Source organism: Galbitalea sp. SE-J8 (genome assembly GCF_030345695.1).
Classification (GTDB): domain Bacteria; phylum Actinomycetota; class Actinomycetes; order Actinomycetales; family Microbacteriaceae; genus JAUASV01.
The window spans coordinates 152,620-166,439 of sequence record NZ_JAUASV010000002.1; the positions used below are offsets into that span (position 1 = coordinate 152,620).

Here is a 13,820-nt window from a genome sequence, read left to right on the forward strand (position 1 = left end):
CGCCCGTCCGCGCGTCCGCGCGACGCAACTCCTGAATTTCCGAACCCGAGCGCGGGCGGGGCGGCGCGGGGTGAGGCGGCGCGGGCGCGGGCCCGCGGGCCCGCAGGCCCGGGGGCCGGGGTCAGCGCGCGGGGAGGTCCGCGAGCGCCGCGAGCAGGGCGCCGTGCCCGCTCTGCAGGTCGTCGAGCACGACGCGGGCGGAGGTCGCCGCGAGGTCGTCGCGCGCGAACGCTCCGGTCGCGACGGCGATGAACGCGAACCCGGCCGCGTCCGCCGCGACGCCGTCGTTCGGGGTGTCGCCCACGATGACGGCCGGACCGTCGAGAGCCGCGGCAGCGCGGCGCGTTAGATCGGCCCGCACGAGGGTGGTGTCGCCGAAGAACGAGCGGTCCCAGTCGATGAGCTCGAGGTCGAGTCCCGCGCCGGCGAGCTTGTAGGCGCTGCGCTGGCGCCCGTTGCCGGTGAGCAGGCCGTTCGTCCAGCCGTGCGCGGCGGCGGCGCGCAGGGCGGCATCCGCTCCGGGGCACAGCGTGCGGTGCTCGCCGCGCTCGTGGCGCAGCCGGGAGAGCTCGTCGAGGTGCAGGGCCGCGGCCTGGCGCAGCGTGTCGGGCAGGCCGTGGTGCGCGAGGGTCTCGGCGAGGATCTGCGCGTCGGTCTTGCCGTGCGTGTTCGGCATCCGGTCGGCGATCGTGCGGCCGGCCGCGAGCTCGACGGCCTCGTGGTACAGGTTGCCGGCGTCGGCGCCGTTGAACACGAGCGTGCCGTCGACGTCCCAGAGCAGATACCGGGCGGGTTCAGCGGGCATGTCCCTCATCGTGGCAGGGCGCGCGCCGGATGACAGAATCGATCGGTGCCCTCCGCCCTGCCCGACGGGATCCCCGCGCCCGCCTCGGGGGAGCTGCCCGCGAGCGCGGCAGCGGATGCGGCGGCGCGCGATCTCGGCGTCTACCTGCACGTGCCGTTCTGCCGGGTGCGCTGCGGCTACTGCGACTTCAACACGTACACGGCCGAGGAGCTGCGGGGCGTGTCGCGGCACGACTACGCGGCGCAGGCGGTCGCCGAGGTCGGGCTGGCGCGGCGCGTGCTCGACGCCGTGCCCGGGATGCCTGAGCGCCCGGTGAGCACGGTGTTCTTCGGCGGGGGAACGCCCACGATGCTGCCCGCGGCCGATCTCGCCGTGATGCTCGCGAGCGTGCGGGAGGCGTGGGGGCTGACGCCCGGGGCCGAGGTGACGACGGAGGCGAACCCCGATTCCGTCGACGAGCGCTACCTCGTCGCGCTCGCCGCGGCCGGCTTCACGCGCGTGAGCTTCGGGATGCAGTCCGCCGTGCCGCACGTGCTCGCGACGCTCGAGCGCACGCACGACCCGCAGCGCGTCCCGCTCGTCGTCCGCTGGGCGCGCGCGGCCGGGCTCGACGTGAGCCTCGACCTCATCTACGGCACGCCCGGCGAGAGCCTCGACGACTGGGGGACGAGCGTCGACGCCGCGCTCGCGCTCGAGCCCGACCACCTGTCCGCGTACGCGCTCATCGTCGAGCCGGGCACGAAGCTCGCGCGGCAGATCCGCCGGGGCGAGGTCGGCGAGCCCGACGACGACCTCGAGGCCGACATGTACGACCTCGTCGACGAACGGGCGACGGATGCCGGGCTCGGCTGGTACGAGGTGTCCAACTGGGCGCGCGACGGCGCCCACCGCAGCCGGCACAACCTCGCCTATTGGACCGGTCAGGACTGGTGGGGCATCGGCCCGGGCGCGCACTCGCACGTCGGCGGTGTGCGCTGGTGGAACGTGAAGCATCCGGCCGCGTACGCCGAACGCATCGCCGCGGGCGCGAGCCCCGCGCACGCGCGCGAGGAGCTCGACGACGGCACGCGCCGCGTGGAACGGGTGCTGCTCGAGTCGCGCACGGCCGACGGCCTGCCGACGGGCGTGCTCGCCGCATCCGGCCGCTCCGCGGTCGCCGGGCTGATCGCCGACGGCCTCGTCGAGCCGGCCGCGGCGTTCGCGGGTCGCGTCGTGCTCACCCGCAGCGGCCGCCTGCTCGCGGATGCCGTGGTGCGACGGCTGCTCGACTGAGGGACGGCGGGCGCGCGGGGGCGGCCGGGCCGGGCCGGCGCGCTCAGCGCACGCGCCGCGCTCAGCGCACGAACGCGATCGTCGCCGGGTAGCTGTACCACTGGCCGCGGTAGGCGGCCATCGCGGCGACGATGCGGAACACCAGGTCGACCACGACGAGCGGCAGGAACAGGATCGCCGCGATGCCGAACGTCGGGATGCACAGGATGCCGACGGCCACGTAGGCGATGAGCATCGTGAGCGTGAAGTTCAGCGCGGTCGCGGTGTGGGCGCGGATGAACGGCCCGCGCTCGCGCAGCACGAGGTAGCCGATGAGCGGACCCCAGAACCCGACGACGAGCGGGCTCAGGTGCAGGAGGGTCGCCCAGGTGCGCTCGTCGCCCGGGTTCATCGGCGGGGTGGGCTGCGGAGCGCCGTAGCCGCCGGGCGGCGGGACGGAGGGTCCGGGCGGGGGAGGCGTCGACATGCGGTCATTAAACCGAACGGCCCGGCCTCCCGCGGGAGGCCGGGCCGTTCGACGCGCGGACCGCGCGGCGGGTGGGGGGCTACTTGATGAGGCGCAGCGCGAACGGGTAGCGGTACGCGACGCCGTCCTTGGCCTTGAGGAAGCCCTGGATCGAGAAGATGATGATCACGACCGCGAGCGCGAGGTACAGCAGCGGCGCGATGAACCCGAAGATGCCGAAGGTCACCGCGGTGAGGATGCTCGTGATGATGAACAGAGCGACCCAGGCGATGAGGGCCGTGATCTGGAAGTTCAGCGCCTCCTTGGCCTCCTGGTTCGTGAACGTGCCGCGGTCCTTGAACACGAGCCAGATGATGAGGGACGGCAGGAAGCCGATGATGCCGCCGAGGTGGGCGAACGAGGCCCACTGGCGATCGTCGGCCTGCGAGAGCGGCGGCTGCGGGGTGACGGGTTGGGGCGTGGCGTCGGTCATGAGGGGTGCCTTTCGGGGCGGATGAGGCTCGGGACAGCGGTGTCCGACAGATGTCGTTGTACCCCGTTCGGTGGACAAGCCAGACGGTGGGACTCACGGTAGCCCCTCGCGCGCGGCCCGTGCAACGGACGATGACACCGGTCGTCGCGTATCATTGGCAGTCGATCGATTCGAGTGCTAAGCGGGGGAGGGCTGATGGTCTCCGATCGAGGTCTCGAGGTGCTCCGGGCGATCGTGCAGGACTACGTCGCGACGCGCGAGCCGGTCGGCTCGAAGGCGATCGTCGAGCGCCACGCGTTCGGCGTGAGCTCCGCCACGATCCGCAACGACATGGCCGCGCTCGAGGACGAGGAGCTCATCGCCGCTCCGCACACCTCGTCGGGCCGGGTGCCCACCGACAAGGGCTACCGCGTCTTCGTGGACCAGCTCGCCGACATGCGCCCGCTGTCCGGGGCGCAGCGCAGCGCGATCGAGACGTTCCTCGCCCGGTCCGTCGACGTCGACGACGTGCTCGCGCGCACCGTGCGGCTGCTCGCGCAGCTCACCCACCAGGTCGCGCTCGTGCAGTACCCGCAGCTCGCCCACTCGCGGGTGCGGCACGTCGAGCTCGTGCGCCTCGCCCCGCGCCGCGTCATGACGGTGCTCATCACCGACAACGGACGCGTCGACCAGCGCCTCGTCGAGCTCGCCGCCGAGCTCGACGACGACGGCGCGGCCGACGTGCGCGCGCGGGTGAACGGCGCGATCGTCGGCTCCGCGCTCACGGATGCCGTGGTCGCCCTGCGCGAGCTCCCGGGGGCGGTGCCGCCCGGCATCCGTTCGGCCACGGAGCAGGTCGCGGCGAGTCTCGCCGAGCAGATCGGCCAGAACCGCCAGGACCGTCTCGTCATCGCCGGCGCCGCGAACCTCGTGCGCACGGAGGAGGACTTCTCCGGCTCGATCTTCCCCGTGCTCGAGGCGATCGAGGAGCAGGTCACGCTCCTGCGGCTGTTCGGCGAGGTCGAGGCCGACCGCAACGGCGTCGCCGTGACGATCGGCCGCGAGAACGCCGGCTTCGGCCTCGGCGAGACGAGCGTGCTCACGAGCGCGTACACGGCATCCGGGGGCGGGGTGGGCCGGCTCGGCGTGCTCGGGCCGACCCGCATGGACTACTCGAACAACATGGTCGCCGTGCGCGCGGTGGCCCGCTATCTCACTCGCCTGCTGGGCGAGGACTGACCGCGAAGGACCCAGTGGCAGATCACTACGACACGCTCGGCGTCGACCGCTCGGCGAGCGCCGACGAGATCAAGAAGGCGTACCGCCGGCTCGCACGCGAGCTGCACCCCGACGTGAACCCGAGCGCGGATGCGGCGGAGCGGTTCAAGGACGTCACCCACGCGTACGACGTGCTCTCCGACCCGCAGCAGCGCCAGCAGTACGACACCGGCGGCGGCACGGGCTTCGGCGGGCCCGGGGGCTTCGGCGGGTTCGGCGACATCTTCGAGACGTTCTTCGGCTCGGCCCCGAACGGCGGCGGGTCGGGCGGCGCGCCGCGGTCGCGCACCGAGCGCGGCTCCGACGCGCTGCTCCGCGTCGAGGTCGACCTGGAGGACGTCGTGTTCGGCGTGCAGCGCGACCTCGAGGTCAACACCGCGGTGCTCTGCGAGACGTGCGAGGGCTCGTGCTGCGCGCCCGGCACGCGCGCCGTGGTGTGCGACATCTGCCACGGCTCGGGCCAGATCCAGCGCGCCGTGCGCAGCCTGCTCGGCAACATCATGACCTCGAGCCCGTGCACGACGTGCCGCGGCTACGGCACGGTCATCCCCTCGCCGTGCCCGACCTGCTCCGGCCAGGGCCGGGTGCGCGCCACCCGCACGATCACGCTCGACATCCCGGGCGGCGTCGACACCGGCGTGCGCCTGCAGCTGCAGGGCCAGGGCGAGGTCGGCCCCGCGGGCGGCCCGAACGGCGACCTGTACCTCGAGGTCAAGGTGCGCCACCACGACGTGTTCAGCCGCAACGGCGACGACCTGCTCGCGACGGTCGAGGTGCCCATGGTCGACGCGATCCTCGGCACGAAGGTGCAGCTCGACGCGATCGACGGCGCGCCCGTGACGATCGACATCAAGCCCGGCACCCAGAGCGCCGAGGTCGTGACCGTGAAGGACCGCGGCGTGACCCGCCTGCGCGGCTCCGGTCGCGGCGATCTGAAGGTCGGCGTGCAGGTCGTGACGCCGACGAAGCTCAACGGCAGCGAGCGCGCGATCATCGAGCAGTTCGGCAGGACCTACAGCGCGCCGCCGCCGTACTTCTCGCAGTTCCACCAGGGGCTGTTCGCGAAGGTGCGCGAGCGCTTCCTCAACCTCTGAGCCCGTGGCGCACCGCTATCTCGACGAGTCGATCCCGGACGGGGCGAGCCCCGCATCCGTGACGATCGCGGGCGCCGAGGGCCGGCACGCGGTGACCGTCGCGCGGCTCACCGCGGGCGAGCGCGTGTCGGTCGGCAACGGGCGCGGCCTCGTGTTCGAGGGCGCGGTGACGGATGCCGCGGCCGGCTCGTTCACGCTCGCGGTCGAGCGCGTGACCGCGGTGCCGCGCCCGGCGCCCGCGATCGTGCTCGCGCAGGCGCTCGCGAAGGGGGACCGCGACGAGCTCGCCGTGCAGGCGGCCACCGAGCTCGGCGTCGACGCCGTGATCCCGTGGCAGGCGCAGCGCTCGATCTCCCGATGGGACGGCGCGAAGCGGGCGAAGGGCGTGCAGCGCTGGGAGGCGATCACGCGCGAGGCGAGCAAGCAGTCGATCCGGGCCTGGCTGCCCGACGTGCTCGCGCCGGTGTCGTCGAAGGAGCTCGCCGCGCTCGGCGCGTCGTTCCGGCTCGTCGTGCTCGATCCGGCCGCCGCTACGCCGCTCTCGGCCTGGCAGCCGGACGAGCGCGACGTGATCCTCGTCGTCGGGCCGGAGGGCGGCATCGCCCCCGACGAGCTCGCGCGGTTCGCCGATGCTGGCGCCGACGTCGTACGCCTCGGCGAGGGCGTGCTGCGCACCTCGACCGCCGGTCCGGCGGCCATCGCGGCGCTCAACGTGCGCCTCGGCCGCTGGTAGCGCGCCCGCTGCTCGGGGAGCGCCGGCCCCGCTGGTCGGGGAGCGCGCCGCGCTGGTCGAGGAGCGCGCGCCCCGCTGGTCGAGGAGCGGCGGCCCCGCTGGTCGAGGAGCGGCGGCCCCGCTGGTCGAGGAGCGCGCGACGAAGTCGCTCGCGTCTCGAGACCACTACGGATGGTCGGGTGATCGGGTGGTCTCGAGACGCGGCGCTCCCTGCGGTCGCGGCGCTCCTCGACCAGCGGGGAGGGGTCCCTTGCGGAGTGGGGCGCTCGTGCTCGTCGTGCGGTCGGGAGCGGCGGCCCCGCTGGCCGAGGAGCGGCGGCCCCGCTGGTCGAGGAGCGCGCGACGAAGTCGCTCGCGTCTCGAGACCACTACGGATGGTGGGGTGTTCGAGTGGTCGAGTGGTCTCGAGACGCGGCGCTCCCTGCGGTCGCGGCGCTCCTCGACCAGCGGGAGGGGTCCCTCGACCAGCGGGAGGGGTCCCTGCGGTCGCGGCGCTCCTCGACCAGCGGGAGGGGTCCCTTGCGGAGTGGGGCGCTCGTGCTCGTCGTGCGGTCGGGAGCGGCGGCCCCGCTGGTCGGCGCGCGCGCGCCCCGCTGGTCGAGGAGCGCGCGACGAAGTCGCTCGCGTCTCGAGACCACTACGGATGGTGGGCTGATCGGGTGGTCTCGAGACGCGGCGCTCCCTGCGGTCGCGGCGCTCCTCGACCAGCGGAGTCGGCGCTCCCCGAGCAGCGCGCGCGCTCACCGCGAACAGCCCGGTCGCGCGTCCGGGGCGCCTCGTAGAATCGACGGCATGAGCGAGGACCCCACCATCGGCGCGCCGTTCGACACCGAGCCGTCGATCTTCACGCGCATCATCGCGCGCGAGATCCCGGCCGACATCGTGCTCGAGACCGACCAGGTCATCGCCATCCGCGACATCGCGCCGAAGGCCCCGGTGCACCTGCTCGTCATCCCGAAGACGCAGGCCTACCGCACGGTCGCCGAGCTCGCCGAGGCCGACTCGGCGCTCCTCGCGCACGTCGTCGAGGTCGCGCAGCAGCTCGCCGACGAGCTCACCGACGGCGAGTTCCGGCTCATCTTCAACTCCGGCGAGCGCGCCGGGCAGTCCGTCTTCCACGTGCACGCGCACGTGCTCGGCGCTCCGCGCTCCGCCGATCCGCTCACGGAAGAATCCCTTGGCCTCTAGAGAACCCGCCTCCAGCGACAGCCCGCTGTCCCCCGTCCCGATCGCGCCCGCCGAGGTCACGGCCGACATCGCCGTCGACGGCGTCGCCATGGTGCGGCTGCTCGGCCCGCAGGACCGTCTGCTCTCCACCATCGAGAAGCAGTTCCCGGGCCTGTCGGTGCACGTGCGCGGCAACGAGATCCACCTGACCGGGGAGGCCGAGACGGTGGCCGCCGCGAAGACGCTCGTCGACGAGCTCGTCGTCATGGTGCGCGACGGACGCGAACTCGCGCCCGTCGACGTGGCACAGTCCGCGCGCATCCTCGGCCGGGGCGAGGGCAGCCCCGCGGAACTGCTCAGCCAGGCGATCCTCACGAGCCGCGGGCGCAGCATCCGTCCGAAGACGCTCGGGCAGAAGGCGTACGTCGACGCGATCGACCGCAACACCATCGTGTTCGGCATCGGCCCGGCCGGCACCGGCAAGACCTACCTCGCGATGGCGAAGGCCGTGCAGGCGCTGCAGCGCAAGGAGGTCGACCGCATCATCCTGACCCGGCCGGCCGTCGAGGCGGGCGAGCGGCTGGGCTTTCTGCCGGGCACGCTCACCGACAAGATCGACCCCTACCTCAGGCCGCTCTACGACGCCCTCAACGAGATGATGGACCCCGAGCTCGTGCCTAAGCTGCTCGCGTCGGGCACCGTCGAGGTGGCGCCCCTCGCCTACATGCGCGGGCGCACGCTCAACAACTCGTTCATCATCCTCGACGAGGCGCAGAACACGACGCCCGAGCAGATGAAGATGTTCCTCACCCGGCTCGGCTTCGAGTCGAAGATGGTCGTCACCGGCGACATCACGCAGGTCGACCTGCCGGTCGGCGCCAGCGGGCTGCAGCTCGTGACGAAGATCCTCGACCGCGTCGACGACATCCACTTCGCGCGCCTCACGTCGGCGGACGTCGTGCGGCACACCCTCGTCGGCCAGATCGTCGACGCCTACACGAGGTACGACGCGCAGCAGCAGGCGCGCGACTTCGCCCGTGCGAACCGACTCCCGAGCAAGAAGCGGACCCGATAGCCCCATGTCGATCGAGATCACCAACGAGTCGGGCGTCGAGGTCGACGAGACCGCGCTGCACCGGATGATGCGCTACGCCCTGCAGGAGCTCCGCGTCCACGAGGACGCCGAGCTCGCGATCGTGCTCGTCGACGAGGCCGCCATGGAGCAGCTGCACGTGCAGTGGATGGACGAGCCGGGACCGACGGATGTGCTGAGCTTCCCGATGGACGAGCTGCGGCCCGGCACGGACGACGCCCTGACCCCCGCGGGACTGCTCGGCGACATCGTGCTGTGCCCGCAGGTCGCACAGGCCCAGGCCGAGAGCGCGGGCCACTCGCTCATGGACGAGTGCCTGCTCCTCACCACCCACGGGCTGCTGCACCTGCTCGGCTTCGACCACGCGGAGCCGGACGACGAGCGCGAGATGTTCGGCCTGCAGCGCGACCTGCTGCTCGGCTTCGCGCTCGACGAGCGCAAGCGCTAGGCACCCGATGGTCGCGATCTTCCTCGTCGTCGCGGTGCTGCTCATCGCGGTCGGCGGGCTGCTCGCGGCGGCGGATGCGGCGCTGACGGTCTCGAGCCGCATCGACCTCGTCGAGCTCGCGGCGACGGCCCGGTCGCGCCGGTCGATCCTCGCGATCGCCGCGGACATCGGCACCCACCTCAACGCCGTCAACTTCATGCGCGTCGTGTCGGAGACGACCGCGGCCGTGCTCGTGACGCTCGCGTTCGCATCCGTGTTCCCGGACGCGTGGTGGTGGTCGCTGCTCGTGTCCGCGCTCATCATGATCGGCGCGTCGTTCGTGCTCGTCGGCTCGAGCCCGCGCAGCGTCGGACGGGCGCACGCGCGCGGCGTGCTCGCGTTCGCGGCGCCCGTGATCCACGGCGGACGCGTCGTGCTCGGCCCGCTCGCGAACGCGCTCGTCGCCCTCGGCGACCGCGTCACGCCGGGCACGAACCGCACCGCGACGTTCTCCAGCGAGGAGCAGCTGCTGTCGATGGTCGACGAGGCGACCGAGCTCGACGTGCTCGAGGAGGACGACCGCGAGCTCATCCACTCGATCTTCGAGTTCAACGACACGGTCGTGCGCGCCGTCATGGTGCCGCGGCCGGACATGATCGTCGTCGAGCAGGACGCGACCGTCGGCGACGCGCTCGACCTGCTGCTCGAGCGCGGCGTGTCGCGCGCGCCCGTCGTCGGCGACGACCTCGACACCGTGCACGGCATCGCCTACCTCAAGGACCTCATTCGCCGCGATCCCGCGGGACGCGTCGTCGCGGTCGTGCGCCCGGCGCTGTTCGCGCCGGAGTCGCAGAAGGCCGACGACCTGCTGCGCATCATGCAGCGCGACGCGAACCACCTCGCGATGGTCGTCGACGAGTACGGCGCGATCGCCGGCCTCGTCACCATGGAGGACCTCATCGAGGAGCTCGTCGGCGACATCAGCGACGAGTACGACCGGGAGGTCGTCGAGCAGGAGGAGGTCGAGCCCGGCGTCTTCCGGGTGAGCGCCCGGCTGCCCGTCGACGAGCTCGGCGACCTGTTCGACCTCGAGCTCGACGACGACGACGTCGACAGCGTCGGGGGACTGCTCTCGAAGGCCCTCGGGCGCCTGCCCGCGCGCGGGGACGAGGCGACCGCATCCGGTCTCGTGCTGCGCGCGGAGCGGATCGAACGCCGCCGGGTCGTCTCGGTGATCGTCCACCGCGGGCCCGAGCTGACGGATGCCGAGGCCGCGTTCGCGGCAGAACGCGAGGAGACCGCATGACCGACACCGCATCCGTTCCCGACTTCCGGGCCGGGTTCGCGACATTCGTGGGGCGCCCGAATGTCGGCAAGTCGACGCTCACGAACGCGCTCGTCGGCGAGAAGGTCGCGATCACGAGCTCGAAGCCCCAGACGACGCGCCGTGCCATCCGGGGCATCGTGCACCGGCCCTCCGGCCAGCTCGTGATCGTGGACACGCCCGGCATGCACCGGCCGCGCACCCTGCTCGGCGAGCGGCTCAACCAGGTCGTGCAGGACACCCTCGCCGAGGTCGACGTGATCGGGTTCTGCGTGCCGGCCGACGAGAAGCTCGGGCCAGGGGACCGGTTCATCAACGAGCAGCTCGACGCCTACCCGCGGGCGCGCAAGGTCGCGATCGTGACGAAGGTCGATGCGGCCGGCAGGGCGCGCGTCGCCGAGCAGCTGCTCGCGGTGAGCGCACTGCGCGACTGGGACGACATCGTGCCGATCTCGTCCGTCGAGGGCGTGCAGCTCGAGACGCTCGTCGAGCAGCTCATCGCCCTGCTCCCGGTCTCGCCCGCGCTCTACCCGGCCGAGACCGTCACCGAGGAGACGCTCGAGGCGCGCATCGGCGAGCTCGTGCGCGAGGCCGCGCTCGAGGGCGTGCAGGACGAGTTGCCGCACTCGATCGCGGTGACCGTGGACGACCTCGACCTCTCCGACGAGACGCTCGCGCGGGTGTACGTGAACCTGTTCGTCGAGCGTGACAGCCAGAAGGGCATCATCATCGGCAAGGGCGGCTCGCGCCTGCGCGACGTCGGTGCCGCGGCCCGCGCCGAGATCGAGAAGCTCATCGGACACCGGGTCTACCTCGACGTGCGCGTGAAGATCGCCAAGGACTGGCAGCGCGACGCGAAGCAGCTCGGCCGCCTGGGCTTCTGACCGCTCCTGCTGCTGCTCCTGCTCCTGCTGCTCCTCCTGCTTCTGACTGCTCCTCCTGCTGCTGCTGCTGCTCCTGCTGCTGCTCCTGCTCCTGCTGCTCCTCCTGCTTCTGACTGCTCCTCCTGCTGCTGCTGCTGCTGCTGCTGCTCCTGCTGCTGCTCCTGCTGCTCCTCGCCCCAGCCCCCGGCGCCCCAGCCCCCGGCGAGCGGCGTCCCTTCGGAAATTCAGGAGTTGCGTCGTGCACCGGCCCGGCCGGTCGGCGTGTCGCGCGGCCGGGCGTCGTAACTCCTGAGTTTCCGAACCTCCGGCGCGCGCACCGGCTCTCCGGCGCGCGCACCGGCTCTCCGGCGTGTACATCGAGGGGATGATTTCCGCGCCGAGCGGACGATCGACCATCGCCGAGCACCCGGCGGCCGCCCGCGACCGCCTACCGTGGCAGGCATGATCCGCCGACTGACGCCCGTGCAGCTCGCGGTCGATCTGTCGCTCGCCGCGCTCTGCGTGCTCGCGCGCTTCACGTTCTCGGTCGGCGAGGCGGGCACGCTCGTCGCGATCGTGCTCATGGCGGCCGCCCTCGGCATCCGTCGGCTCTCGCCCGCGATCGCGCTCGGCCTGGTCTGGGTCGGCGCCCTCCTGCAGGTGGTGCTGAACCTGCCGCCGGACCTCTCGAACGCGGCGATCCCCGCCGTGCTGTTCACGACGGCACGCTACGGCGACCGGCTGCTGCGCTGGCTCGGTCTCGCCTCGGCGATCGCGGGCGCGGTGCTCGCGTCGCTGTCGGTCACGCTCGGCAACATCCTGTTCCTCGACGGCTCGCTCGTCGCCGAGCTGCCGCGCGCAGCGTTCACGTTCGTCGTCGGGTTCGTCGTGGCGGCGACGGTGTTCGTGCTCAGCTGGACCTTCGGCCTGCTCTGGCGCACCTGGGCCCTCGCCCGCGAGAGCCGCGCCGCGCAGCAGGCCGCGGTGCTGCAGCGGGAACGGGCCGAGCGCGAGGTGGGCGTCGAGCAGGAGCGCGTGGCCCTCGCGCGCGACATGCACGACGTCGTCGCGCACTCGCTCGCCGTCGTCATCGCGCAGGCCGACGGCGCGCGGTACGCGATGCGCGCCGATCCGAACGCCGCGGATGCCGCGCTCACCACGATCTCGGCCACCGCGCGGGACGCGCTCGCCGACGTGCGCGTGCTGCTCGCGCAGCTGCGGCACAGCCAGGCGGCGGGCCCGCAGCCGATGCTCGCCGACCTCGACCGGCTCATCGGGCAGTTGCGGCAGGCCGGTCTCGACATCCGGCACGAGGTGGTCGGCGAGCCGCTCGCCGTCGGCACCGGGACGCAGCTCGCCGTGTACCGCATCGTGCAGGAGTCGCTCACCAACGCCCTCCGCCACGGGGACGCCGCGAAGCCCGTGCTCGTGCGCCTCACCTGGACCGGCGGCAGCGTCGTGGTCGCCGTCGAGAGCGCGCTGCGAACGGATGCCGTCCCCGGCCCGGGCGAGGCGGTCCCGTTCGGCGCGGGGCGGTCGAGCGCCGGCCTCGCGCCCGCGGCCGCGCCCGCCGGGCGCGCGCCTGCGGCGCCCGCGGGCTCCGCGCCCGCGGCGCAGGCCGGCCGCGCGCCCGCGGCGCACGTCGGCTCCGCGCACGCCGGCCACGGCATCGACGGTATGCGCGAGCGGGCACAGCTCGTCGGCGGCGTGCTCACGGCCGGTCCGCATGATGGACGGTTCCTGGTGAGCGCGACGCTGCCGGCGGCGGCGCCCGTCCCGCCGCTCCCTCCGGGAGCTGCCCCGGGGCCCGCCTCAGGAGCCGGCCTGCGAGCCGCGCCCGGGCCTGCTTCGGGGGCCGTCCCCGGAGCCGCCTCGGGAGCCGCCTCGGGAGCCGCCCCGAGAGCCGCGGCGGGGCCTGTCCCGGGAGCCGCCCCGCCAGCCGCCCCGGGAGCCGCGTCGGTGCCCGTCCCGGGAAGCGCCCCTCTATCCGACCCGGGAGTCGCCCCGGGAGCCGCCCCGACAGCCGCGTCGAGGCTCGCGCCGGGAGCCGCGTCGAGGCCCGCGTCGAGGCCCGCCCCCGGAGCAGCGTCGTGACCCGTTCGATCCGCGTCGCGCTCGTCGACGACCAGGCGCTGTTCCGGGCCGGCATCCGCATGCTCGTCGGCTCGCAGCCGGACCTCGAGTTCGTCGGCGAGGCCGGCGACGGGCGGGCAGGCGTCGACATGATCGTGGCGACGCGTCCGGATGTCGTGCTCATGGACATCCGCATGCCCGTCCTGGACGGCATCGAGTCGACGGCCCGCGTCCTCGCGCCCGACGGGCCGGTCGCCCGCCCGCCGCGGGTCATCGTGCTCACGACGTTCGACCTCGACGAGGCGGCGGCGCGGGCGATCCGCGCGGGCGCGAGCGGATTCGTGCTCAAGGACGCCGACCCCGAGTTCCTGCTCGCAGCGATCCGCACCGTGCACGCCGGCACGTCGGTGATCGCCGCCGCGCAGACGCGCGAGCTGTTCGCGCATTTCGGCGAGCCGCAGCGCCCCGACGCACCGACGGCGTTCGCGGAGCTGACGGCCCGCGAGCGCGAGATCTTCCTGCTCGCGGCGCGGGGCCTGTCGAACGCCGAGATCGCGGCGCGCGAGTTCGTGAGCGAGGCGACCGTGAAGACGCACATCTCGCGCGTGCTCGGCAAGCTCCGCGTGCGCGACCGCGTGCAGCTCGTCGTCTACGCGTACGAGCACGCGCTGCTCGACTGACCGCGCCGGGCCGGCCTCTGTTCTCCGGTCGTGTGGAAATTCAGGAGTTGCGTCGCCGCCGAGCGGAGTGCGCCCCGGATCCCGGCCGTGCCGC

14 protein-coding genes are annotated in these 13,820 nt (G+C 73.3%); 11 read left to right on the forward strand and 3 right to left on the reverse strand.

The genetic code is table 11. From position 1 onward, the window contains the following. Nucleotides 1-121 precede the first annotated feature (121 nt). A complete protein-coding gene (locus QT381_RS02205) occupies nt 122-805 on the reverse strand; it encodes an HAD family hydrolase (protein WP_289247051.1) in 684 nt (227 codons plus the stop codon). 45 nt (nt 806-850) lie between these two features. Between QT381_RS02205 and hemW the strand changes: the two genes are divergently transcribed. After that, complete coding sequence (gene hemW, locus QT381_RS02210) at nt 851-2,077, forward strand: radical SAM family heme chaperone HemW (protein ID WP_289247052.1); 1,227 nt, start codon at nt 851-853, stop codon at nt 2,075-2,077. 61 nt (nt 2,078-2,138) lie between these two features. Here the strand turns inward: hemW and QT381_RS02215 are convergent, their stop codons facing one another. Then, a complete protein-coding gene (locus QT381_RS02215) occupies nt 2,139-2,543 on the reverse strand; it encodes a DUF4870 domain-containing protein (RefSeq protein WP_289247055.1) in 405 nt (134 codons plus the stop codon). 79 nt (nt 2,544-2,622) lie between these two features. Further along, complete coding sequence (locus QT381_RS02220) at nt 2,623-3,015, reverse strand: DUF4870 domain-containing protein (protein ID WP_289247056.1); 393 nt, start codon at nt 3,013-3,015, stop codon at nt 2,623-2,625. Between the two features lie 195 nt (nt 3,016-3,210). Between QT381_RS02220 and hrcA the strand changes: the two genes are divergently transcribed. From hrcA to QT381_RS02270, 10 genes are all read left to right on the forward strand, one after another. Continuing rightward, the gene (hrcA, locus tag QT381_RS02225; protein WP_289247057.1) at nt 3,211-4,233 is read left to right on the forward strand and encodes a heat-inducible transcriptional repressor HrcA; all 1,023 of its coding nucleotides are present in this window, start codon (nt 3,211-3,213) and stop codon (nt 4,231-4,233) included. A 14-nt stretch (nt 4,234-4,247) separates the two neighbouring features. Continuing rightward, nucleotides 4,248-5,366, forward strand: a complete 1,119-nt coding sequence (gene dnaJ, locus QT381_RS02230) for a molecular chaperone DnaJ (protein ID WP_289247058.1) — start codon at nt 4,248-4,250, stop codon at nt 5,364-5,366. 4 nt (nt 5,367-5,370) lie between these two features. Next, the gene (locus QT381_RS02235; protein ID WP_289247059.1) at nt 5,371-6,099 is read left to right on the forward strand and encodes a 16S rRNA (uracil(1498)-N(3))-methyltransferase; all 729 of its coding nucleotides are present in this window, start codon (nt 5,371-5,373) and stop codon (nt 6,097-6,099) included. 792 nt (nt 6,100-6,891) lie between these two features. After that, nucleotides 6,892-7,287 carry a histidine triad nucleotide-binding protein gene (locus QT381_RS02240; protein ID WP_289247060.1) on the forward strand — a complete coding sequence of 132 codons (396 nt, stop codon included), beginning with the start codon at nt 6,892-6,894 and terminating at the stop codon, nt 7,285-7,287. Nucleotides 7,288-7,375: 88 nt separating this feature from the next. Further along, nucleotides 7,376-8,341: a PhoH family protein gene (locus tag QT381_RS02245; RefSeq protein ID WP_289247243.1), complete on the forward strand. Its 966-nt coding sequence runs from the start codon at nt 7,376-7,378 to the stop codon at nt 8,339-8,341. A 4-nt stretch (nt 8,342-8,345) separates the two neighbouring features. Continuing rightward, on the forward strand, nt 8,346-8,807 hold the full coding sequence (gene ybeY, locus QT381_RS02250; RefSeq protein WP_289247061.1) for an rRNA maturation RNase YbeY: 462 nt from the start codon (nt 8,346-8,348) through the stop codon (nt 8,805-8,807). 7 nt (nt 8,808-8,814) lie between these two features. Next, nucleotides 8,815-10,092: a hemolysin family protein gene (locus QT381_RS02255; RefSeq protein ID WP_289247062.1), complete on the forward strand. Its 1,278-nt coding sequence runs from the start codon at nt 8,815-8,817 to the stop codon at nt 10,090-10,092. Continuing rightward, nucleotides 10,089-10,994, forward strand: a complete 906-nt coding sequence (gene era, locus QT381_RS02260) for a GTPase Era (protein ID WP_289247063.1) — start codon at nt 10,089-10,091, stop codon at nt 10,992-10,994. Before QT381_RS02255 ends, era begins: the two co-directional genes overlap by 4 nt. Nucleotides 10,995-11,435: 441 nt before the next feature. Further along, a complete protein-coding gene (locus tag QT381_RS02265) occupies nt 11,436-13,067 on the forward strand; it encodes a sensor histidine kinase (RefSeq protein WP_289247064.1) in 1,632 nt (543 codons plus the stop codon). After that, the gene (locus QT381_RS02270; protein WP_289247066.1) at nt 13,064-13,726 is read left to right on the forward strand and encodes a response regulator; all 663 of its coding nucleotides are present in this window, start codon (nt 13,064-13,066) and stop codon (nt 13,724-13,726) included. The genes QT381_RS02265 and QT381_RS02270 overlap by 4 nt, the downstream gene beginning before the upstream one ends. Nucleotides 13,727-13,820: the final 94 nt, after the last annotated feature.